The organism is Kitasatospora sp. NPDC093558 (genome assembly GCF_040683475.1).
Classification (GTDB): domain Bacteria; phylum Actinomycetota; class Actinomycetes; order Streptomycetales; family Streptomycetaceae; genus Kitasatospora.
Genome location: NZ_JBFBDY010001216.1, coordinates 1 through 1326, shown reverse-complemented (window position 1 = coordinate 1326; position 1326 = coordinate 1). Strand labels below are relative to the sequence as shown.

Here is a 1326-nt window from a genome sequence, read left to right as displayed (position 1 = left end):
TGATCGTGATTGCTCTGCACGCCGACCGGCGTGCAGAGCAGAAGCGGGCGTCAGCGCGGCATGCGGGTCTTCTGCGTGGACCCGGAGGGTCTGGAGGCTCCACCGGCGCTCCAAGATGGGGCACTGACGGTCGGGCGGCCGCCACCGCGAGGGAAGCCCCGCACGAGATGTACGCCCGGCTCGTCGCCCTGGACCGGCTCTGCCCGGCCGGCGACGCCGCCGAGGTGTGGGCCGGCTACCTCGACTACGGACACGAACGGGCTTGCGCGGAAAGCGCTGCGGCAAGTGCCTGACCTGCCGACAGGCATCACCCCGCCTCCGTCTGACACTCCGGTGGGGCGCGCGCCTGTGGCCCGATGGCATAGGTGGGTTATTCGTCAGGCGCCCGTGTCATCAGGGAGCATTCGCCATCTTCGAACGTGCTGGTCGGAGGGATGGTGAGGCGTTCGCCCTCCAACCGCGTGAGCATCTCGGCGGCGAGGGCGTCCTCAACTCGGTCCCCGCCGACGACTTCCGGGCGATCTACAGGCGCTAGGAATCGGCAAGTCCACTCGCACAGCATGACCGATCACAAGACTTGGGCCGGACCCTCGTCCTGGGGCCATTCGTCTAGGGAAAACCGGGGCCGTCCGTGGCGAGACTGGGCGGGCGACGGGTCGGACCCGACGTCAGGAGTTCGCGCGCGCCGCCGAACCGGGCGTCCGTCCTCGCCCATCCCGCACGGCGCGTTCCTGGCAGACCCCCGGAGAGGTTGACGTCCCGATGTCGAACGAAGACAAGCTCCGCGACTACCTGAAGCGGGCGATCGCGGACCTCCACGAGACCCGCGAGCAGCTCCGTGAGGTGACCGAGCAGCACCGGGAGCCGATCGCCGTCGTCGGCATGGCCTGCCGGCTGCCGGGCGGGGTCGCCTCCCCGGAGGAGCTCTGGGACCTGGTGCGCGACGGCGTCGACGCCGTCTCCGCCTTCCCCGCCGACCGCGGCTGGGACCTGCCCGAGGGCGCCGTCACCTCCCGCGAGAGCGGATTCCTGCACGACGCGGGCGAGTTCGACGCCGCCTTCTTCGGCATCTCCCCGCGCGAGGCCCTCGCCATGGACCCCCAGCAGCGGCTCCTCCTGGAGACCGCCTGGGAGGCCATGGAACGCGCCGGCCTCGACCCGTCCGCCCTGCGCGGCAGCCCCACCGGCACCTTCATCGGCGCCAGCTACCAGGACTACAGCCCCGGCGGCTCCGCCCAGGACGGCGCCGAGGGCCACCTCGTCACCGGCACCATCCCGAGCGTCCTGTCCGGCCGGCTGTCCTACACCTTCGGCTTCGAGGGCCCG

The 1326-nt window shown here is 71.5% G+C and carries 1 protein-coding gene; it reads left to right on the top strand.

The window, feature by feature from the left end; translation table 11 throughout:
* Positions 1–762: 762 nt before the first annotated feature.
* Positions 763–1326 (top strand): beta-ketoacyl synthase N-terminal-like domain-containing protein (locus AB0O00_RS39850; RefSeq protein WP_363659556.1); only part of this gene is annotated, 564 nt, incomplete at its 3' end.